The organism is Ramlibacter albus (assembly GCF_014297445.1).
Lineage (GTDB): Bacteria > Pseudomonadota > Gammaproteobacteria > Burkholderiales > Burkholderiaceae_C > Ramlibacter > Ramlibacter albus.
The window spans coordinates 429,640-450,215 of sequence record NZ_JACORU010000001.1 but is presented as its reverse complement, the minus strand read 5'-3'; the positions used below and the strand labels follow the sequence as shown (position 1 = coordinate 450,215).

Sequence of the window (20,576 nt, the reverse complement as noted above, 5' to 3'; positions counted from 1 at the left end):
TCCTACAAGGCGCACCGAACTCACCTGACGTTACAAATCGGGTGGCTCGGCGACAGTCTGACGACCGCAGAGACACCGGCCAACGACATCAAGGAGTCCCCCAGAATGACAACAGCCGCAGCCGCCAACCCGTTTGCCCTGATGGTCGACCCGGCCGAAGTGAAGCAGATGGTCGACAGGTCCGAACAATTGAGCCGGCTCAGCCAGCGGCAATGCCACCCGCTCGATCGCTCGGTGATCCGCTGCGCCAGCGCGGAGATCGCCGCCTACGACGCGAAGATCGACCGCACCACCATCTACCTGCCGCCGGAAGAAGAAAAGCAAGTCCCGGTGGTGCGCACCTACTCGCGCCGGATCAACTGACCTTGCGGAACGGGATGCCCTGCGGCGCGGGCCGGTAGGGCTGGTTGATGATCAGGGGCCGCGCCGCATCGCGGCGGGCCTGTTCCTCGCGGCGCAACTGCTCTTCGCGGCGCGCCAGCTCCGCCTCCCGGCGGGCCTGCTCATCGCGCTTGGCCTGCGCTTCCTTTCTCTCCGCTTCGCGCCGCGCGGCCGTGCGTTCGGCCTGCTGCTGTTCGTCCTTGCGCGCGGCTTCCTGCAGGCGCGCGAGGTGAACGCTGCGCTGTTGCGCGAGCTGCTTTTCTTCCTCGGCGCGGCGCTTGGCCTCCACCGCTCGTTTCGCCGCCGCGATTCGCAATTCTTCCTTCGCCTTCTTCGCAGCGGCTACGCGCTGCGCTTCCTGCGCGCGCTTGGCGGCGGCGAGCTTGCGCTGTTCCTCGGCGCGCGACTTCGCTTGGGCGGCAGCAACGCGCTTCGCTTCGGCCTGCTGCGCCCGCTTGAGTTCGGCAACGCGCTTGGCGTCGCTCGCACGGCGGGTTTCCGCGATGCGCCGGGTTTCGGCCGCCTGGCGTGCTTCGTGGCGGCGGGATTCGGCGGCGTGCCTGGCAGCAGCTCGCGTCTGCGCGGCGACCTTGGGTTCCGCGGCACGCGCTTCGGCCAAGGCCTTCGCTTCCAGCGCCGCGCGGGCTTCGGCTAGCGCCTTGGCTTCCGCGGCTGCGCGCATTTCGGCCATCACCTTGGCTTCGGCAGCCGCGCGGGCTTCCGCCATCATCCGGGCTTCCGCGGCGGCCTTGGCATCGGCCAGCGCCTTCGCATCCATCGCCGCCTTGCCCTGCGCCTTCGCTTCCGCGAGCGCCTTCGACTCGGCGGCGGCCCTTGCTTCGGCCAGCGCCTTCGCCTGCGCGGCCGCCTTCGCGTCGGCGACCGCCTTGGCTTCCGCCGCAGCTTTCGCTTCGGCGGCGGCCTTTGCTTGAGCGGCGGCTCTCGCTTCGGCGAGTGCCTTCGCTTCCGCAGCTGCCCTGGCTTCCGCCAGTGCCTTGGCTTCGGCCGCAGCCTTGGCCTGCGCTATCGCCTTCGCCTCCGCAACGGCCTTGGCTTCCGCAGCCCGCTTCGCTTCCTCGGCGGCTTTCGCCTGCGCGACGGAGATCGGCGACTGCACGGGCTCCGTCGAAGGGGGCGTGTTCTTCTGCGAACGGGCGAGCGCCTGGGCAAAGCGCTTGTCCTCGGCCTGCTCGCGCGCCAGCTCCTCGCGGCGCTGCTTCGCAAGCCGGTCGGGATGCATCGCCGGCGCCGCCGCGGCAACGGCGGCCGCAGGCTGCTTCATGCGCGCCATGGTCCACTTGTCGAATTCGTCGGCAGCCGTCGCGAAGGGCGTCGGCGCGCGCGCGAGGTTGCGGGCGCTGAAGGTGATGCGCTGCCCGGCGCGCATCTCCACGACCTGGCCATGCTCGCCATACACCAGCACCACGCCGGACTGCACCTGCACGCGCGTCGTGCCCTGCTGGCGGTCCACGTCGACGCGCAGCGCGGCCGGCTGGCGAGCACGCACGGCGACATTGGGCGTGTCGATCTCGAAGTTCTCGTTCGGCGCGATCTGCGGCACGGTGGCCGCGACGGAGCCGTGCGTCACGCTGACTTGGGTCGCGCCTTCACCCGCGGCCTGCAGCGCCAGCAGCGTCTGCGCATCGAGCATCAGCGTGTGGACGCCGGTCTGCAGCTCAGCCCGTGCGCCGCGGTCGGTCCAGACCCGGTCCCCACGCGACAACGCGGTGCGCGGCTTGGCCTCGACCCATTCCTTCTCGCCCGGCGGTGAGTGCGAAAGGATGCCTTCGGCGTGGCTGACGACCGCCGCCGGCCCTTGCGCGAACGCGGCCCAACCCGCGAGCGACAAGGCGGCAGCAACGAGATGCAGGCGGACAGGCGCGCGCGCGCGGTACTTCGGGTCCATGGCGTATCAACGCACGCCGCTTCGAACGCATCGCAAAGCCGGTGTAAAGAAGAGCCAGCCGCCGGCTCGTCCGTGAATTTTTCACGCCCGGAATTGCGTGATGTCGCCGCGCAGGAACTCGATCAGCGCCCGCGTTCGCGCCGGCAGCAGGCGCGCGTGCGGGTAGACCACGCTGATCGGCCGCGGCGGCATTTCGAACTTGTCCAGCACGATCTTCAGCTGCCCCGCCGCCACGAACGGCGCCACTTGATAAGAGAAGAAGTGACCGAACCCCGCACCCGCCGCGCAGGCCTGCACCGCCGGCAGCACATGGTTGTACGCGAGGTTGCCCGTGACGTTGACGCCGAAGCGCCGGCCGTTCTCCTGGAAGTCGCCCCAGCTGGCCGGCCGCTCGATGCGCGTGATGCAATTGGCCCCGCGCAGGTCGCGCGGATGCCGCGGCGTGCCATGGCTGCGCAGCAGGGCAGGGCTCGCGACGACGACGCGCCGGATCTCGCCGAGCGGCTGCGCGACGAGCGACGAATCCTCCAGCGCGCCGATGCGCACGCCCAGGTCGAAGCCTTCTTCCAGCAGGTTCACGACGCGGTCGAACAGCACCACGTTGCACTTCACCTTGGCGTTCTTCTGCACGAAGCGCGTGATCGCGGGCGACACGTACATCTGGCCGAAAAGCACCGGCGCCGTCACGTTGAGCGTGCCCGCGGGGTCGGCCACGTCTTCCTTCAAGGCGCTTTCACTCTCGGCCACCGCCGCCAGCACGTTGCGGCAGCGCTCGAGGTGGTGGCGGCCTTCCTCCGTGAGCGAGATGCGCCGCGTGGTGCGGTTGAAGAGGCGCGCGCCGAGGTGCGACTCGTAAGCCGCGAGGCCGCGCACGACCGCCGGCAGCGAGGCGCCCAGCTCGCGCGCGGCGCCCGTGAGGCTGCCGGCGTCGGCAATCGCCACAAAAACCTGCATCGCGCGCAGCTTGTCCATGGCGGCGGATTATTACTGTGGCAAATGCAATAGTGAAGTACCGCTCAAGGCATTTATTGATGCGGCCGCCATGAACAGAATACGCGGCACAACCCTTGGAGAACCCATGATCAAGCTGCACGGCATGCGCCTGTCCGGCCACTCGCACCGGGTGGAACTGTTCCTGTCCCTGCTGAAGCTGCCGTTCGAGTACGTCGAGGTCGACCTGCTCTCGCGCCAGCACAAGACCCCGGAGTTCATCGAGATGAACTGCTTCGGCCAGGTGCCGGTGCTGCAGGACGGCGACGTGACGCTGGGCGACTCCAACGCCATCCTCGTGTACCTCGACGCGCGCTATGGCGAGCGCCGCTGGATGCCGCGCGACGTGCTCGCCGCTGCGCAGGTGCAGCGGTGGCTGTCCGTGGCCGCGGGGCAGCTCGCTTTCGGCCCGGCGGCGGCGCGCGTGATCCAGCTTTTCAAGCGGCCCGATGACCCGGCGCCCGCCATCGCGCGCAGCCACGCGCTGCTCGCGGTGATGGAAGGCGAGCTGGGCAAGCGCGAGTGGCTTGCCGCTCCAGAGCCGACGCTGGCCGACATCGCGCTCTACAGCTACACGGCGCATGCGCCCGAAGGCAACGTGTCGCTGGACGACTACCCCAACGTGCGGGCCTGGCTCGCGCGCATCGAGGCGCTCCCCGGGTTCGTGCCGATGAAGGTGTCGCCGGTCGGTTTGCGGGCGTGACCATGGCCGCGTTCCACGAAGGCGAGATCGCCCTGCAGGCCCAAGCGGGTGTCGACAAGCGCTTGGCCGAAGTCGGCTCGCGCGTGATCCGCGACCACATGCCGGACCAGCACCGCGAGTTCTTCGCGCAGTTGCCGTTCGTGGTGCTGGGCTCGCTCGATGAAAGCGGGCAGCCGTGGGCGTCCGTGCTCGCCGGCGCGCCGGGGTTCGCGCATTCGCCGCAGCCGCGGCGCTTGCGCATCGCGGGCGGGCAAGGCTTGAGGGCAGGCGCCTCGATCGGCCTGCTCGGCATCGAAGCCCACACCCGGCGGCGCAACCGCATGAACGGCGTCGTCGACACCGTGGACGAGCACGGCTTGGAGATCGCCGTGCGGCAAAGTTTCGGCAATTGCCCCAAGTACATCCAGCCACGCGAGGCGTCCTTCGTGCCGGACGCGCCGCCGCCCGGCCCGGTACGCACGATGGACACGCTGGACGAGGAGGCGCTGCAACTCGTCCGCGCCAGCGACACCTTCTTCATCGCCACCTCGCACCCGGCTGCCGCGGCGGATGGCGTGGCCGCGCATGGCGTCGACGTGTCGCATCGCGGCGGCCCGCCCGGCTTCGTGGCGGCGGCGCCGGGCGAGCTGCGCGTGGCCGACTACCCCGGCAACAACTATTTCAATACGCTGGGCAACCTGCTGCTGCAGCCGCGCTGCGGGCTGCTTTTCATCGACTACGCGTCCGGCACGACGCTGCACATCGCCGCCCGCGGCCAGGTGGAACGCACCCCCGGCGCACGCGAGCTGGTGCTGCAGGTGGAGAAGGCACGGTACACGCCGCACGCCCTGCCGCTGCGCTGGCGCTGACGCGCACCGGTCGGCTGTAGGCGGCGCCTTACGGGGTGGGGCGCTGCCGCTGACTATCATGCGCGCATGGTCCTGTCCCATCAATTGGCGTCCTGGTACCGCGTGCTGTCCCACAAGGGCCTCACGCCGCTGCGCTGGCTGTGGGCCTGGGTGTCCATCACCTACTTCGGCTCGACCATGCTCGTGCGGGCGATCACGCCGTCGAGTTACGGGCCCGAGACGCGCGCCAACCTGGTCAAGCACGTGTACATCGACACGGCGCCCATCCTCGGCTGGTTCTCGGCGCTGGTGGCGCTGCTCACGCTGATCATCACGCGCATCGTCGTCGTCACGGCCTACAGCTACGGCCTTTCCCAGTACGCGCTGGAACTGCTGGTGCGGGTGCTGATGATCGAGCTGATCCCGCTCACCGCGGCGCTGTTCGTGGCCCTGCGCTGCACCATCCCGAGCGGCGCGGCGCTGGTGGAGCTTCGCACGGTGGGCCACTTCCGCCAGTTGCGCCGCCAGGGGCTGGACCCGGTCACGATCGAGGTGCTGCCGCGCCTGATCGCCGGGGTGTTTGCCTGCATCACGCTGGCCGCGCTCAGCTCCTTCGTCGCGATGGTGGTCGCCTACCTCGCGGTCTACGGACCGAACGTGGCGGGCCTGCAGTCGTACACCCGCATGTTCGGCAACGTGTTCGAGCCGATGACGTCGCTGATCTTCGTGCTCAAGACGCTGTTCTTCGCGCTGGCCGTTTCGGTGATCCCGATGGCCTCCGGCCTGAACAACGTCGAAGCCGACCGCTCGCGCGAAAGCGCCGCGCTGCAGGGCCTGGTGCGCATGTTCGGCGTGCTGCTGGTGCTGGAGGCCGCCTCGCTCGTGGGCAACTACATCTGACATGGCCCAAGACAACAACGACAACGCCCCGCCGCCCACCGCGCCGCCGCAGCCGGCGACGCCCGCCACGCAGTCGGAGCCCGCCGCCAAGGCGCACTCGGTGCCGCACCTGGAGCTCAAGGCGCTGGCACTCGTGGCGTTCACCTTCCTCCTGGTGATCGGGACGGCCATCTATTTGATGTACGCGCGAGGCGTCTTCGAGGCCAAGCAGACCGTGGTGCTGATCGCGGACGACTCCGAGGGTGTGACGCCCGGCATGGACCTCACCTTCTCGGGCTTCCCCATAGGCCGCGTGCGCAGGGTCGAGCTGGGCGACCAGGGCAACGTGCGCATCGTGGTGGACGTGAACAAGCGCGACGCCAAGTGGTTGCGCACGTCGAGCGTCTACACGCTCGTCAAGGGGCTCGTCGGCGGTGCGCAGCTGCGCGCGTACAGCGGCGTGCTCACCGACCCGCCGCTGCCCGACAACGCCGAGCGGCCGGTGCTGCGCGGCGACGCCAACGCGGAGCTGCAGCGCGTGATCGGCGCGGCGCGCGACGTCTTCGACAACCTCAATGCGATGACGCAGCAGGGCTCGGAGCTGAACAAGACCTTCGCCAACCTGGAGACGTTCAGCCGCAAGCTGCAAAGCAAACAGGGCGCGCTGCACGCGATCTTCGGCAACGAGAAGGACGCCGCCAAGATCGTCGAGGCCGTGGACAAGGCCAACCAGGCGATGGCGCGGCTGGACCAGCTGATGGCCAAGGCGGACACGCAGGTGTTCGGGCGCGAAGGCCTCGCGACCGAAGCGCGGTCCGCGATCCGCGAGGCGCATGCGCTCTTGTCGGACGCGCGCGCGAGCATGAAGAACGTGGACAAGGTGCTGCTGGAGGCGCAGGGCGCGGCGGCCAACGTGAAGGGCGCGACGGCGGACCTCGGCGCGATGCGGGCCGACGTGGAGACCAATTTGCGCAAGATCGAGGACCTGATCAACGACTTGCAGCGCAAGTGGCCGTTCGCCAAGGAAAGGAAGATCGAACTTCCATGAAGCGCGTTGCCCTTGTCCTCCTGGCGTTGACGCTTTCCGCCTGCGGCAACAAGCCGCGCCAGCCCGACTGGCTGGTCAACGCCGACGGCGCGCAGGACCGCTTCGAGCGCGCCTACCTCTCCGGCCGCGACAAGGCCGCCACCGACGAATTCGCGCGGCTGCGCCACGAGCTTTCGAGCACGGGCGACCCGTCGCTCATCGCGCGCGGCGAGCTTACGCGCTGCGCGGTGCAGGTGGCTAGCCTGCAGCTGGATGGCTGCCCCGGCTTCGAGCCGCTGCGGCGCGATGCCTCCGATGCGGAGCGCGCGTACGCGGACTTCCTCCTCGGCAAGTTTCAGGGCGATCCCAAGCAACTGCCGGAGGTGTACCGCGGCGTGGCGGGCGGCGCGGGCGGTGCCAAGGCTGTCGAGGACATCAAGGAGCCGCTCTCCCGCGTGATCGCCGCGGCCGTCGTCTTCCGCACCGGCCGCGCGGACCCCGGCGTGCTGCAGGCCGCCGTGGACACGGCGTCACAACAGGGCTGGCGCCGCGCGCTCATCGCGTGGCTGGGAGCACAGGCAATGCTCGCCGAGAAGAACGGCGACACCGAAACGGCGCAGCGCCTGCGCCGGCGCATCGCGCTCGCCGCGGAAGAAAAGTAGCGGGCCGGCTGCGCGACAATCGCGCGCATGCTGCTCAAGGTCGGTGAACTCGCGCGCCAGTCGGGCCTGACGGTTCGCACGCTGCACCACTACGACGAGATCGGCCTGCTCAAGCCGTCGGGCCGCTCCGACTCGCGCTACCGCCTCTACGACGCCGGCGATATCGCGCGCCTGCACGGCATCCAGGCGCTGCGCCAGCTCGGTCTCCCCTTGGCCGACATCGCGAAGCTGCTGGACGACGAGCGCGCGGCGCCCGCGATGATCCTGCAGCAGCAGATCGCCGCGCTGGAGGAGCAGATCCGCCAGGCCGCCGAACTGCGCGACCGCCTCGCGCTGATCCGCGAAGGCGTGGAGAAGGGCCAGCCGCCGGGCTCCGAGGACTGGCTGCAGGCCCTCTCGCTCATGGCCACGTACGGCAAGTACTTCAGCACGGCCGAACTGCGCCAGATCTTCGACGGCTGGCACAAGATCGAGGACGACTGGCCGAAGCTGCTGGCCGAGGTCCGCGCGGTCATGGACCGCGGCGCCGACCCGCAGTCGCCCGAGGTGCAGAAGCTCGCGCGACGCTGGATGGCGCTGGTGCACCACTGGATGGACGGCGACATGGCGCTGATGCAGCGCTGGGGCGAGATGTACACGCGCGAACCCTCGGCGCACGGCCGCCGGGGCGGGCCGCCCACGGACATGATGCACTTCATGCAGCGCGCCAACGAGTACCGCTTCGACCTGCTCAAGCGGCACTTCACGATGGAGGAACTGTCGAAGATCCGCTTCGTGCCCGAGGCCGAATGGCAGGCGGTGAACGACGCCGGCGCACGCCTGCTCGCGCAGCGCCTGGGCACGCAGGACGAGCGCGTGCGCGCGGTCGCGAAGCAGTACCAGGGCCTGCTGATGCGGCTCGTGGGCGGCGACCCGGCGCTCCTGCGCAAGATGGTGGGCCTTGGCAACAACGAGCCCCTGCTGCGCTCCGGCTCGCCGCTCGACCCGGAAGTGCGCGGTTTCCTGGTCGCCGCGATGGAAGGGCTTGACCCTCACGCAACGTGAGGGACTAGATTCGGCGGGATGGAAACCCGTCCCGCCCCCGACCCCGCGCCGGCGCGGCTGTACGCGCTGGACAACCTGCGTGCCCTGATGATGTGGCTGGGCATCGTGCTGCACGTCGGCATCATCCACATGGTGCAGAACGCGCCGCTGCCGTGGCGCGACGATCGGCGCACCGCGCTGATGGACCTCGTGGTGCCGTTCATCCACGCCTTCCGCATGCCGGTGTTCTTCATCCTCGCCGGCTTCTTCGTCGCGCTCCTGCTTCAAAGTCGGGGCGCCTCCGGCATGGCGCGGCACCGCGCCATGCGGCTCGCGTTGCCCTTCGTGGTCTTCTGGCCGGTGGTGTACGCGGCGTCCGTGGTGTTCGCGCTGCTCTACCTGCACCGCATCCAGCACGGGACGTGGGGCATGGACCCCAATGTCCGCGTGAAGGCGCCCGACGGCCAGGAGGCCGGCCTCAACACGATGCACATGTGGTTCCTGTGGGTGCTGTTCATCATCTGCATGCTGACCGCGGTGGCCGCTCGCTGGCTGCCGAAGTCGCTGTGGGTCGTGCCGGCGCGCGTCCTGCAAGGCTTGGGTGGGGCGTGGTGGGGGCCGGTGGTCCTGGCGCTGCCGCTGGTGGCGGTCGGTCTCGGCCACCCGTTCGGGCTGATGCGCCCGAGCGGGCGCTTCCTGCCGCCGCTGACGGAGTTCCTGCACAACGGCCTCTTCTTCGCTTTCGGGCTGGCGCTGTTCCACCAGCAGTGGGACCTGTTCGCGCTGTACAAGCGCCGCTGGCCGGGCTATGCGATCGCCGGCGTCGTGCCCTTCATCGCCACCGGCGCGCTGATGGAGGCCAAGGCCGCGGCGGTCTGGACCGGCTTTGCCTACAACCTCGCCACGTGGCTCTGGAGCTTCGCGGCGATCGGCCTGGCGCTGCGCTTCCTCGACAAGCGCCATGCCGTGCTCGGCTACCTCGCGGACAGCTCGTACTGGGTGTACCTCATTCACATGCCGCTGACCATCGGCTTCGGCGCGCTGCTGTATGGCACGCCGCTGCCCGCGCTGGCGAAGATCCTGATCAACATCGCTGCCACCACAGTCGTGTGCGTGGCCACCTACCACCTCCTCGTGCGGTTCACCTGGGTGAGCGTGCTGCTCAACGGCAAGCGCCATCCGCGTCCCGCGCGCCCTTCTTCCGGAGCGATCCATGCATCCCCCTGAAACGCAGGCCGCGCGCGCGGCGCTGCTGAAAGACCGCAACTTCCGCTGGCTGGTGTCCGGCGGCACGCTCAACCTGCTGGGCGACCAGTTCACGCTCATCGCGCTGCCGTGGCTGGTGCTCAAGATGACCGGCGACACGCTGGTGCTGGGCACGGTGCTGGCGCTGATCGCCGTGCCGCGCGCACTGTTCATCCTGGTGGGCGGCGCCGTGGTGGACCGCTACTCGCCCAAGCGGGTGAACCTGGTCACGAAGTACGTGAACACGCTGCTGCTCGCGGCGCTCGCGCTCGGCGTGTTCACCGGCAAGCTGACGATGCCCATCGTCTACGTGCTCGCGCTCGGCATCGGCGTGGCGACGGCGTTCAGCATCCCCTCGGGCATGTCGCTGCTGCCGCGGTCAGTGGCCCCGCAGCACCTTGCGGCCGCCAACGGAATCATGATGGGGCTGCGCCAGCTCAGTTTCTTCGTCGGGCCGCTGCTCGCGGGCTTGCTGATCGCGCTGTTCGGCGACGGCTCGGGCGGCCAGCTCGCGAACGCCAACGGCATCGCGCTCGCCTTCGGTGTCGACTCGCTCAGTTTCGCGGTCTCCGCCTGGACGCTCTGGCGCGTGACGATGCGCGAAGCGCCCGAGGCGCCGCGCCAGGCGACCGCACCCGTCGTGCATTCGATCCTCGAGGGCCTGCGCCACGTCGGCCGCGACGCGCAGCTGCGCACCTGCTTCCTCTACTGGGCGGCGATCGCGCTGCTGGTGATGGGGCCGCTGCACATCGCGTTGCCGGTGCTGGCGAGCAGCCATCCGGAACTCGGCGCGTCGGCGCTGGGCATCATGGCCGGTGCGCACGGCTTCGGCACGCTCACCGGCATGGTCGTGGCGGGCGCGAAGCCGGGCCTGCGTATCGGCACGCTCGGCACCACGGTGCTCATCTTCGACCTGGTCGTCGGCGTGCTGTTCATGCCCATGGGCCACATCGGCGCGGCGTGGCAGGGCGCGCTGCTGATGGCGCTGATCGGCGTGCTCGGCGGATCGATGCAGGTGGCGATCTTCACCTGGCTGCAGCGGCGCGTGCCGCCGGCGATGCTGGGCCGCGCGATGAGCCTCTTCATGTTCATCTTCATGGGGCTGGTGCCGATGGCCTCCGCCGTGACGGGCGTGGTCCTGCGCTTCGTGACCTTGCAGCAGCTCTTCGTGACCTGTGGCGGCCTGCTGGTGGCGGTGTCGCTCGTGGCCTTCGTCGCCTCGCCGATGCGCGCGGTCAGCGACCCGCAGCCCGTGCCCGCCGGGTCCGGAAGGTGATGGAGTAGCGCAGTGACTGGGTGGGCGCGATGGCGTGCTGCCAGGCCCAGCGTGCGGGGCCGCGAAGCAGGTAGACCGAGCGCGGCTGCAAGTCGAGCTTGATCACGTCGGCGCGCGTGGTGCCTTCGGGCGGGTAGGGCCGGAACTTCATCACCGCGACGTCGGCGAGCGACACCCCCACCACGTCCTCGAAGTCCAGCACGTCGCGGTGCCAGCCGAGCGGCGTGCCCGGGCGGTACTCGGCGACGAGTGCGTGCTGGAATTGCTGCACGTCGATGCCGGCCCATCCCGCGACCTTCTCGCGCAGCGGGTACAACCACTCGGGCACCGCCTGCGCGTCGTCGAGCACGTTGTTCTCGTAGTCGTACTTGCCGCCGTAGCTCACCACGCGCCGCCGCGCGGTGTAGCCCTTGTAGCGCATGTTGTCGAGGGGCAGGGCGGCGATGTGCGCGACGAGCGCCTGCTCTTCCTCGCGCGTGAGGAATTCGAGCTCGTAGCGCATGCCGTCGGGCAGCGCGGGCCCGAAGAGATCCGTTTGCGGCATCGACGCAGTGTGCCGCGAAACGCCAAACAAAAAAGCCCGGCGTGAGCCGGGCTTTTGGGGAGTCGTTACCGGTTAGGGCTTCGACGCCGTCGGGAAGGGCCAAGCTGCCTGCGGGTTCAGAGTGGTCTGGGCCGCAGGGGCAGCCGGCGTGGGAGCAGCGCTCGCAGCCGGCTTCGCAGCAGGGGCTTTCGCAGCTTTCTTCGCGCCGCCGGCCTTTTTCGCAGCCTTTTTCGCGCCGCCGGCCTTCTTGGCCGCGGGCTTCTTGGCGGCGCTCTTGCGCGCGGTCTTCTTCGCTGCGGACTTCTTCGCAGTCTTCTTGGCAGCGGCCTTCTTGGCCGGCGCCTTCTTCGCCGCCTTCTTCGCTGCCGGGCGCTTGGCCGCGGCCTTCTTCGCAGCCGGACGCTTCGCAGCGGCCTTCTTGGCCGCCGGGCGCTTCGCCGCAGCCTTCTTGGCTGCCGGGCGCTTCGCTGCCGACTTCTTCGCCGTGGCCTTCTTGGCCGCCTTCTTCGCCGGGGCCTTCTTCGCGGCCGCTTTCTTCGCAGTTGCCATTTCCATTCTCCTGTTCAAGTTGATCGAATCAACCAAAGGGGCGCTTCACGCTTGTTGGTTTGCGCGAAGCGATCCGGGAGGTTGGCCCGAAGGCCAGCCTCCCGAACACCGTCGCCTGCCGTTTCTTATATGCAGGTCAAATTTCCAGAGCTCTCGCAGTTGCCATCAATCCCACGAAAGGGCGCCACCCGACTGGTACTCGATCACGCGGGTTTCGAAGAAATTGCGCTCTTTCTTCAGGTCAATCATCTCGCTCATCCACGGGAACGGGTTTTCCTCGTTCGGGAAGAGAGCTTCGAGGCCGATCTGCGTGGCCCGCCGGTTGGCGATGTAGCGCAGGTAGCCCTTGAACATGGAGGCGTTGAGGCCCAGCACGCCACGCGGCATGGTGTCCTCGGCATAGCGGTATTCGAGCTCGACGGCCTTGAGGAACAGGGCCTTGATCTCGGCCTTGAACTCGGCGGTCCACAGCTGGGGGTTCTCCAGCTTGATCTGGTTGATCAGGTCGATGCCGAAGTTGCAGTGCATCGACTCGTCGCGCAGGATGTACTGGTACTGCTCGGCGGCACCGGTCATCTTGTTCTGCCGGCCCAGCGCCAGGATCTGCGTGAAGCCGACGTAGAAGAACAGGCCCTCCATCAGGCAGGCGAAGACGATCAGGCTCTTGAGCAGCTTCTGGTCGGCCTCGGGCGTGCCCGTGTGGAAGTTGGGGTCCATGACCGCGTCGATGAACGGGATCAGGAACTCGTCCTTGTCGCGGATGGACGCGACCTCGTGGTAGGCGTTGAAGATCTCGGACTCGTCCAGGCCGAGCGACTCCACGATGTACTGGTAGGCGTGCGTGTGGATCGCCTCCTCGAACGCCTGGCGCAGCAGGAACTGGCGGCACTCGGGCGCCGTGATGTGGCGGTAGGTGCCCAGCACGATGTTGTTGGCGGCCAGCGAATCGGCGGTGACGAAGAAGCCGAGGTTTCGCTTGATGATGCGGCGCTCGTCCTCGGACAACCCGTTGGGGTCTTTCCAGAGGGCGATGTCGCGGTTCATGTTCACTTCCTGCGGCATCCAGTGGTTGGCGCAGGTGGCGAGGTATTTTTCCCACGCCCACTTGTACTTGAACGGCACCAGCTGGTTGACGTCCGTCTGGCCGTTGATGATGCGCTTGTCGGCAGCGGTCACGCGGCGCTTGCTGCTGCCGCGGGACGTGTCGGGTTGCGTGACGGTCAGGGTGTTCGTGGTAACGGGAACGGTATGCGGCGCAACTTGCGAGACTTGCGCTACTTGCAATTGGGGTGAATGACTCACCTCGCGGCTGGCGAGCAGACCGCTGCTCAATGCATTCGACGGTGTGGGCTTGACTTCGTCGTCCCAGGTCAACATAAGTTTTCCAGTGCTCGAATTATGTGAGCACTGATGCGGAATGCAAAGTGTCCGTTCACATCAGCGCCCGATTTTGTTGCTTGATTGCATCGGCCTCGTGTCGGACAAAGCCGATGCATTCCCTTTTTCACGCGTGCATCACTGGCACGCTTCGCACGTCGGATCGTCGATCGCGCAGAACTTGATGTCGCTCGCGGGCGTGTTGTCCGCGTTCGCCATCTGCGCGTGCGCGGCGGCCGCCGCGGCTTCGAGTGCGGACATGCCGCCTGCGCCACCGCTGTTGCTCACCGCGTTGAGGCGGCCGCTTTGCACCGTGGACTTCTCGGCTTGCGTCGCGCTCGTCGTGCGCAGGTAGTAGGTGGTCTTCAGGCCGCGGATCCACGCGAGCTTGTAGGTCTCGTCCAGCTTCTTGCCCGAGGCGCCCGCCATATAGATATTGAGCGACTGGGCCTGGTCGATCCACTTCTGGCGGCGCGCGGCGGCTTCCACCAGCCACACCGGCTCGACCTCGAAGGCGGTGGCGTAGAGCGCCTTCACCTCCTGCGGCACGCGGTCGATGGGGCGCAGCGACCCGTCGAAGTGCTTCAGGTCCATGACCATCACGTCGTCCCACAGGCTCAGGCGCTTCAAGTCGCGCACCAGGTAGTGGTTGATCACCGTGAACTCGCCGGACAGGTTGGACTTGACCGACAGGTTGCCGAAACAAGGCTCGATCGAGGCGTCCACGCCGATGATGTTGGAGATGGTGGCGGTGGGGGCGATGGCGATGCAGTTGCTGTTGCGCATGCCGTCGGCCGTGATCTTCTTGCGAAGCGCGTCCCAGTCCAGCGTGGCCGAGCGGTCCACGTCCACGTAGCCGCCGCGGGCCTGCTCCAGCAGGTTCAGCGTGTCCAGCGGCAGGATGCCCTTGTCCCAGAGCGAGCCCTTGTAGCTGGAGTACTTGCCGCGCTCGCGGGCCAGCTCGGTCGACGCCCAGTAGGCGTAGTAGCAGACGGCCTCCATCGACTCGTCGGCGAACTGGACGGCCTGCTCGGACGCATAAGGGATGCGCAGCTCGTACAGCGCGTCCTGGAAGCCCATGACGCCCAGGCCGACCGGGCGGTGGCGCATGTTGGAGTCGCGGGCCTTCTTGACGGCGTAGTAGTTGATGTCGATCACGTTGTCGAGCATCCGCATCGCCGTGGCGATGGTCCGCTTCAGCTTGTCGTGGTCGACCTTGCCGTCCTTCAGGTGCTGCAGCAGGTTGACCGAGCCCAGGTTGCAGACGGCCGTCTCGGTGTCGGACGTGTTGAGCGTGATCTCCGTGCACAGGTTGGACGAGTGCACCACGCCGGCGTGCTGCTGCGGGCTGCGGACGTTGCAGGCGTCCTTGAAGGTGATCCACGGGTGGCCCGTCTCGAACAGCATCGAGAGCATCTTGCGCCACAGGTCGGTGGCCGGCACGGTCTTGCTCGGCTTGATCTCGCCGCGCTTGGCCTTCTCTTCATAGGCCACGTAGGCTTTTTCGAACTCGGCGCCGAACTTGTCGTGCAGGTCGGGCACGGACGAGGGCGAGAACAGGGTCCACTCGCCCTTTTCCATGACGCGGCGCATGAACAGGTCGGGGATCCAGTTGGCCGTGTTCATGTCATGCGTGCGGCGGCGGTCGTCGCCGGTGTTCTTGCGCAGCTCCAGGAACTCCTCGACGTCGAGGTGCCAGCTTTCCAGGTAGGTGCAGACCGCACCCTTGCGCTTGCCGCCCTGGTTCACCGCCACGGCCGTGTCGTTGACCACCTTCAGGAACGGCACGACGCCTTGCGACTCGCCGTTGGTGCCCTTGATGTGGGAGCCCAGCGCGCGCACGCGCGTCCAGTCGTTGCCCAGGCCGCCCGCGAACTTGGAGAGCAGGGCGTTTTCCTTGATCGACTCGTAGATGCCGTCCAGGTCGTCCGGCACGGTCGTGAGGTAGCACGACGACAGCTGCGAGCGCAGCGTGCCGCTGTTGAAGAGCGTGGGCGTGCTCGACATGAAGTCGAAGGACGACAGCACCTCGTAGAACTCGATCGCGCGGGCTTCGCGGTCGATCTCGTTGAGCGCCAGGCCCATGGCCACGCGCATGAAGAAGGCCTGCGGCAGCTCGATGCGCGCCTTGCGCACGTGCAGGAAGTAGCGGTCGTACAGGGTCTGCAGGCCGAGGTAGTCGAACTTGAGGTCGCGCTCGGCCTTGAGCGCGGCGCCCAGGCGCTTCAGGTCGTACTGGAGGAGCTTCTCGTCCAGCAGCTCGTTGTCCACGCCCTTCTTGATGAAGCCGGGGAAGTAGTCGGCGTACGCCTCGGCCTTGTCGGCGGGCGCGACCTCGCGGCCGAGGATCTCCTTGAAGATCGTGTGCAGCAGCAGGCGGGCCGTGACGTAGGTGTAGTCGGGGTCCTTTTCGATCAGCGTGCGGGCGGCGAGGATGGAGGCCTTGTAGACCTCGTCGAGCGGCACGCCGTCGTACAGGTTGCGCATCGTCTCGGCGACGATGGGCGCGGCGCTGACGTCGGCGCCCAGGCCCTCGCAAGCCGCTTCGATCAGCGACTTGAGCTTGTCGGTGTCCAGCGGCACGCGCTGGCCGGCGTCGAGCACGTGGAACTGGGGTGCCTTGGGCGCTTCCTGCTGCGCCTGCTTGGCGCGCTCCTGCGAGCGGCGCTCGCGATAGAGCACGTAGGCGCGGGCCACGTCGTGCTGGCCGCTGCGCATGAGGCCCAGTTCGACGGCGTCCTGCACGTCTTCGATGTGGAACGTGCCGCCGCCCGGGCGCGAGCGCACGAGGGCGCGCATGACGGATTGGGTGAGCTGGTCCACCGTCTCGCGGACGGAGGCGGAAGCGGCGCCCTGCGTGCCGTGCACGGCCAGGAACGCTTTCATCATCGCGATGGCGATCTTGTTCGGTTCGAAGGGAACCACGGCGCCGTTGCGGCGGATGATCTGGTAGTGGGAGAGGGGGTTGGGTGCGGCGTTTTCGCCGGCGGGGGGTGTGACAGAGGTGAAGTTGCCGGCCGTGGCCTGGGCGGTGTTCAGGAGTGTCTGCATGTTTCCTCTTCTGCGGTCTTTTCTGGAAAAGCGGGCGAGTGTAACCGCTGGGGCACTATAGATAGTGTCCGGCGGCAATTCAAGCACTAGATGTAGTGGTTAGCCTGGGGGTGACCCGTGGGCATCCCTGTGGAGAACTTGTGCGCGGAAAGCTGTGGACGAGCAGGAAGCCGCGTGGTTGCTGTGTGCGTCGTGCACAAGCGAGTGTTGGTGGGAGTTGCGGAGCGCCTTGGTTTTTCGGGGCTCGGTTCGTGCGGAAATTGCGAGGTGATGTAACGGGGGTGGGGGGTGCGACGCGCGAACACAACACCCCTTGCGCTCTTCGACCTCGCAGCCTGCCCACGTGCCGAAGAGCGCGACAGGAAACTAAGCAGCAAAGTACGAGTCTGGCCACCCCAGGTGCGAGCGCAGGACGGACCATTCGAACTCGGGCCCGGGATCCTGCTTGCGAGTCGGAGCAATGTGCTCGTGGCCAGCCACATGAGCGATGGGGTAGCGCGTAGCAATCGCGGAGCAAACGACAGACAAAGCCTCGTACTGCGCAGCCTCGAACGTCTCGCCCTCCAACCCCTCCAGCTCGATCCCGATCGAAAAGTCGTTGCAGTTGTCCCGCCCGCACCACGAGGACTTGCCGGCGTGCCAGGCCCGGTCATCGCAGCTCACGAACTGCCACAGCTCCCCCGTGCGCCGGATGAAGAAGTGCGCCGAGACCTCCATCCCGCGGATCGTCTGGAAGTACGGGTGGGCATCCCAGTCCAACGTGTTCGTGAAGAGCTGCCGCACCTCATCGCCCCCATACACCCCAGGCGGCAGGCTGATGGAGTGAACGACTATCAGGTCGACGGACGCGCCGGAAGGACGGGGCCCGAAATTCGGCGAAGGCTCGCGGCGCGCGAAGCGGTACCAGCCGTCCTGCCAGAGCGCGGCGTGCTGCTCAGGCGGACGTGCCGTCGTCATTCGGCTCCTCGCTGCCGGGCGTGCTGATCGCCAGCCGCGCGATGCGGTAGCGGATCTGCCGCAGCGACAGGCCCAGCCGCTGCGCGGCGGCGGTGCGGTTGAAACCGGTCTGGCGCAACGCCTGCACGAGGATCTCGCGCTCCTGCTGGTCCAGGTAGGCCTGCAGGTCGCTCGGCATCGGCAGCGGCGCAGCGGGCGCGGCAGCCGGCGCGGCAACGGGCGCGGCCTCCGGCACTTCGCGCGGCATCAGCGGCACGGCGTTCGTCGGCGCGAAATCGACCTGCAGCTCGTCGCCATCGGACAGCGCGACAGCGCGGTGCAGCAGGTTCTCCAGCTCGCGCACGTTGCCCGGCAGCGGGTGCTCGCAAAGCTGGCGCAGCACCTGCTCGGACAAATGCGGCACCGGCATGCCCGACTCGGTCGCGATGCGCGCCAGCAAGGCCTCGCACAGCGCCGGCAAATCCTCGCGGCGCTCGCGCAGCGGCGGCACCACGATCTCGATCACGTTGAGGCGATAGAACAGGTCCTGGCGGAAGCGCCCGGCCTGCACGTCGGCCGCCAGGTCGCGGTGCGTCGCGCTCACGATGCGCGCATCGACCGCGTCCTCCTGCGTCGAACCGAGCGCGCGCACCTGCCGCTCCTGGATCGCGCGCAGCAGCTTGGACTGCATCGGCAGCGGCAGGTCGCCGATCTCGTCGAGGAACAGCGTGCCGCCACGCGCGGCCTGGAAATAGCCTTCGCGGTCGGCCGTCGCGCCGGTGTACGAGCCCTTCTTCGCGCCGAAGAACTCGGCCTCCAGCAGCGTCTCCGGGATCGCGCTGCAGTTCACCGCAATGAACGGGCCATCGGCGCGGTGGCTGCACGCATGCACGGCACGCGCGACCAGCTCCTTGCCGGTGCCCGACTCGCCGCGGACCAGTACGGGCGCCATGCTGCGGGCGACCTTGGCGATGCGCTCCTTCACGAGGCGCATGGACGCGGATTCGCCGACCAGGCGCTGCAGCGCGCCTTCGTTGCCCGCGCTGCGCGCCGCGCCCGGCGAACGCGCGGCAGGCCGCGCTTTGCCCGCGCCGTCCTGGATCGCGGACGCCACCACGTTGCGGAACTGCTTGAGATCGACCGGCTTGGTGAGGTAATCGAACGCGCCGGCCTTCAGTGCCTCCACCGCGTTCTCGGCCGAGCCGTAGGCCGTCATCACGATGCAGCGCTCGGCGCGTTGCTGCGCGCCCATGCGCTGCAGCAGCTCGAGGCCCAGGCCGTCGGGCAGGCGCATGTCGGTGATCACGGCGTCGAAGCGGCGGTCCTGCAGCAGCTGCCACGCTTCGTTGAGCGTGGCGGCGGCGTCGACACGGTAGCCCTCGCGCAGCAGCGTCAGCTCGTAGAGCGTGCGCAGGTCGGGCTCGTCGTCGACGACGAGCACTTGCGCGGACGCGGGCGGGGATGCGAGTGTCTGGGCCATCTAGCCCGGTATTGTGTCAAAGCGCACCGCAGGGGCAACGGCCGCGTGTGCGCGGAAGTTCACGAAAAATTCGTTTCCTTCGCGCACCGCGCCGCCTGTCGCCGATACGCGGCGATAGCCCAGCGTCGCGCCGTGCCGGGAGCAGAGCTCGCGGCAGATGTACAGGCCCAGCCCGCTCGAGCGGCTCTCCGACGAGAAGAAAGGTTCGAAGAGGTGCTGCTGCACGCCGGCATCGATGGGCTCGCCGTCGCTGAACACCACGAGCTGCGGTTGCCCGTTCTCACCCACGCGCGTGCTCACGACGATGGAGTCGCTGCTGCGGCCGGCGTAGCGCAGCGCGTTGTCGAGCAGGTTGACGAGCACGCGGCGCAGGTGGTCGCCTTCGAAGTCCACGGCGGCGATGCCCGCGCCGAGCTCCTGCCGCACGCGGTCGGACGCGTGCGCATGCTCGGCCCACTCGTCGCACACGGTGCACACGGATTCGTCCAGCACCAGCCACTCGGCCTCGGGCCGCTGCTGCTGCACGCGCGCGATGTCGAGGATCTCCTCGACGATGCGCGCGAGGCGCTGCGCGTTCTGCCGCACGAGCTCGCTCAGCTGCTTTTGCACGGGCTCGGCCAGCTCTTCGGCGAGCAACTCGTTCGCCTGCGCAATCGCGGCGAGCGGGTTGCGGATTTCGTGAGCGACCGCGGTCGACATGCGGCCCATGGCGGCGAGCTTCTCGGTGCGCAGCCGCGCCTCCATCTCGCGCAAATCCTGCAGGAACATCACGCACACGCCCACCGCCTGCGGCTGCTGCGGCGGCGTCAGGCGGGTGCGCACGTGCACGAGGCGGCGCTCGCCGGCGGGCAGCGGCAGCGCGAGGTCCGCGTCCTGCGGCGCCCGCTGTTCGAAGGTCAGGCGCGCCAACGCGAGAAGCGGCGCGCACGAAGGGTCGATGCCCAGCACCTGCGGCGGCGGCGTGCGTTTCATGTCCCAGCCGAGCAAGGCCGATGCGGCCGGATTCGCGGCGAGAACGGCGCTGCGCTGGTCCACCACCAGCACGCCTTCGCTCAGCGTCTCGATGACGAGCTCGTTCACCTGCGACTGCATCAACGCCGCGACGACGCTGCTGCGTGCCTTGCGCTCCTCGCGCGCGAGGCGCGAGGCGAGCTGGTTGGCCAGCACGGCTACGACGAAGAAGCCCAGGCCCGTGAGGCCCGCTTGCAGGAAGCGCTGCGAATAGTCGGCGGGGTGCTGCAGCGCGATGACCCAGGTGTCGACGAGCAGCAGCAGCGTGACGGCCGCGGCGGTCCCCAATGCGAGCAAGGCCGAGCCCAGCACGGCGGCGGTCAGCACGGGCAGCGTGAAGAGCGGCGAGTAGTTCAGCCCGCCCGCCTGCAGGAACTGCAGCGTGGCGAAAGCCAGCAGGTCCACGCCGATCGTCGAAACCCACTGCGGGTCGAACAGCGGCCCGGCCTGCATCGGCTGCGACAGCATGCGCACCGCCGTCGCTGCGGCGAGGTAGGTGACGCACAGGCCCACCAGCCATTCATTGACGTTGGTCTGCGGCCCGATCGTGAGCATCAGCCCGAGCAGCAGCGTCAGCACCACCGCGATGCCGACGCGCGCCGTCATGAAACCGCGCCACAGGCGATCGAACGCGGACTCTTCGCCGCCCGCCAGCGCCGCGACCGGGACGGCCCACGGCGACTGGTTCGAAGCGGTCGTGTCCATGCGG

18 protein-coding genes are annotated in these 20,576 nt (G+C 68.3%); 9 read left to right on the top strand and 9 right to left on the bottom strand.

What is annotated here, in order from left to right; all coding sequences use genetic code 11:
* The first annotated feature begins 105 nt into the window (after nt 1-105).
* Entirely contained in the window at nt 106-363 is a 258-nt protein-coding gene (locus tag H8R02_RS02160) for a hypothetical protein (protein ID WP_187079694.1), read from the top strand.
* Here the strand turns inward: H8R02_RS02160 and H8R02_RS02155 are convergent.
* Both H8R02_RS02155 and H8R02_RS02150 read right to left on the bottom strand, forming a co-directional pair.
* The gene (locus H8R02_RS02155; protein WP_187079693.1) at nt 356-2,287 is read right to left on the bottom strand and encodes a FecR family protein; all 1,932 of its coding nucleotides are present in this window, start codon (nt 2,285-2,287) and stop codon (nt 356-358) included. The two genes, H8R02_RS02160 and H8R02_RS02155, sit on opposite strands and share 8 nt — an antisense overlap.
* A gap of 81 nt (nt 2,288-2,368) precedes the next feature.
* A complete protein-coding gene (locus H8R02_RS02150; protein WP_187079692.1) occupies nt 2,369-3,259 on the bottom strand; it encodes a LysR family transcriptional regulator in 891 nt (296 codons plus the stop codon).
* A 106-nt stretch (nt 3,260-3,365) separates the two neighbouring features.
* On the opposite strand from H8R02_RS02150, the gene H8R02_RS02145 reads away from it, so the two are divergent.
* The 8 genes from H8R02_RS02145 (at nt 3,366) to H8R02_RS02110 (ending at nt 10,919) form a co-directional block, all read left to right on the top strand.
* Nucleotides 3,366-3,980: a glutathione S-transferase family protein gene (locus H8R02_RS02145; RefSeq protein WP_255429123.1), complete on the top strand. Its 615-nt coding sequence runs from the start codon at nt 3,366-3,368 to the stop codon at nt 3,978-3,980.
* A 2-nt stretch (nt 3,981-3,982) separates the two neighbouring features.
* Complete coding sequence (locus H8R02_RS02140) at nt 3,983-4,828, top strand: pyridoxamine 5'-phosphate oxidase family protein (protein ID WP_187079690.1); 846 nt, start codon at nt 3,983-3,985, stop codon at nt 4,826-4,828.
* A 66-nt stretch (nt 4,829-4,894) separates the two neighbouring features.
* On the top strand, nt 4,895-5,707 hold the full coding sequence (locus H8R02_RS02135) for an MlaE family ABC transporter permease (RefSeq protein WP_187079689.1): 813 nt from the start codon (nt 4,895-4,897) through the stop codon (nt 5,705-5,707).
* 1 nt (nt 5,708) lies between these two features.
* Nucleotides 5,709-6,734, top strand: coding sequence for an MlaD family protein (locus tag H8R02_RS02130; RefSeq protein ID WP_187079688.1), 1,026 nt, complete (start codon nt 5,709-5,711; stop codon nt 6,732-6,734).
* Nucleotides 6,731-7,375, top strand: a complete 645-nt coding sequence (locus tag H8R02_RS02125; RefSeq protein WP_187079687.1) for a hypothetical protein — start codon at nt 6,731-6,733, stop codon at nt 7,373-7,375. Before H8R02_RS02130 ends, H8R02_RS02125 begins: the two co-directional genes overlap by 4 nt.
* A 27-nt stretch (nt 7,376-7,402) precedes the next feature.
* Complete coding sequence (locus tag H8R02_RS02120; RefSeq protein ID WP_187079686.1) at nt 7,403-8,419, top strand: MerR family transcriptional regulator; 1,017 nt, start codon at nt 7,403-7,405, stop codon at nt 8,417-8,419.
* An 18-nt stretch (nt 8,420-8,437) separates the two neighbouring features.
* Nucleotides 8,438-9,625 carry an acyltransferase family protein gene (locus H8R02_RS02115; protein ID WP_187079685.1) on the top strand — a complete coding sequence of 396 codons (1,188 nt, stop codon included), beginning with the start codon at nt 8,438-8,440 and terminating at the stop codon, nt 9,623-9,625.
* Entirely contained in the window at nt 9,612-10,919 is a 1,308-nt protein-coding gene (locus H8R02_RS02110) for an MFS transporter (protein ID WP_187079684.1), read from the top strand. The genes H8R02_RS02115 and H8R02_RS02110 overlap by 14 nt, the downstream gene beginning before the upstream one ends.
* Here H8R02_RS02110 and H8R02_RS02105 read toward each other — a convergent pair.
* The 7 genes from H8R02_RS02105 to H8R02_RS02075 all read right to left on the bottom strand — a co-directional run bounded on the left by H8R02_RS02105 (nt 10,879) and on the right by H8R02_RS02075 (nt 20,572).
* Entirely contained in the window at nt 10,879-11,463 is a 585-nt protein-coding gene (locus H8R02_RS02105; protein WP_187079683.1) for an alpha-ketoglutarate-dependent dioxygenase AlkB, read from the bottom strand. The two genes, H8R02_RS02110 and H8R02_RS02105, sit on opposite strands and share 41 nt — an antisense overlap.
* A 72-nt stretch (nt 11,464-11,535) precedes the next feature.
* Complete coding sequence (locus H8R02_RS02100) at nt 11,536-12,012, bottom strand: histone H1-like DNA-binding protein (protein ID WP_187079682.1); 477 nt, start codon at nt 12,010-12,012, stop codon at nt 11,536-11,538.
* Between the two features lie 165 nt (nt 12,013-12,177).
* Complete coding sequence (locus H8R02_RS02095; protein WP_187079681.1) at nt 12,178-13,389, bottom strand: ribonucleotide-diphosphate reductase subunit beta; 1,212 nt, start codon at nt 13,387-13,389, stop codon at nt 12,178-12,180.
* Nucleotides 13,390-13,527: 138 nt separating this feature from the next.
* The gene (locus H8R02_RS02090; RefSeq protein ID WP_187079680.1) at nt 13,528-16,440 is read right to left on the bottom strand and encodes a ribonucleoside-diphosphate reductase subunit alpha; all 2,913 of its coding nucleotides are present in this window, start codon (nt 16,438-16,440) and stop codon (nt 13,528-13,530) included.
* Nucleotides 16,441-16,806: 366 nt separating this feature from the next.
* Complete coding sequence (ampD, locus tag H8R02_RS02085; RefSeq protein ID WP_187079679.1) at nt 16,807-17,397, bottom strand: 1,6-anhydro-N-acetylmuramyl-L-alanine amidase AmpD; 591 nt, start codon at nt 17,395-17,397, stop codon at nt 16,807-16,809.
* Nucleotides 17,375-18,856 carry a sigma-54-dependent transcriptional regulator gene (locus H8R02_RS02080; RefSeq protein ID WP_187079678.1) on the bottom strand — a complete coding sequence of 494 codons (1,482 nt, stop codon included), beginning with the start codon at nt 18,854-18,856 and terminating at the stop codon, nt 17,375-17,377. Before H8R02_RS02080 ends, ampD begins: the two co-directional genes overlap by 23 nt.
* Entirely contained in the window at nt 18,857-20,572 is a 1,716-nt protein-coding gene (locus H8R02_RS02075; RefSeq protein ID WP_187079677.1) for a two-component system sensor histidine kinase NtrB, read from the bottom strand. It abuts the gene before it with no gap.
* Between the last annotated feature and the right edge of the window lie 4 nt (nt 20,573-20,576).